A 220-nucleotide genomic window follows, 5' to 3' on the forward strand; every position below is an offset into this window, starting at 1 on the left:
GTCGGCACACTAAATTCTTTGCTTAAAGAGTTAAACTCTTCAATTAAAACCTCATATAAAATGAAGTCCTTTAAAAATGGCTCCCCTTGCAAGACTTGAACTTGCGACATACGGATTAACAGTCCGCCGTTCTACCAACTGAACTAAAGGGGAATTACTTGTCTCAACATCAGGTCTATAAAGACCATTATTTGTTAAGTACCAAATAATGGTGCCTCGA

General features: G+C 37.7%; 1 tRNA gene. It reads right to left on the reverse strand.

The features are described from left to right. Positions 1–77: 77 nt before the first annotated feature. Positions 78–153 (reverse strand) — tRNA-Asn (locus AB4558_RS00045). Positions 154–220: the final 67 nt, after the last annotated feature.

Origin of the sequence: Vibrio sp. 10N.222.51.C5, from assembly GCF_041474575.1 — a bacterium.
Lineage (GTDB): Bacteria > Pseudomonadota > Gammaproteobacteria > Enterobacterales > Vibrionaceae > Vibrio > Vibrio crassostreae_C.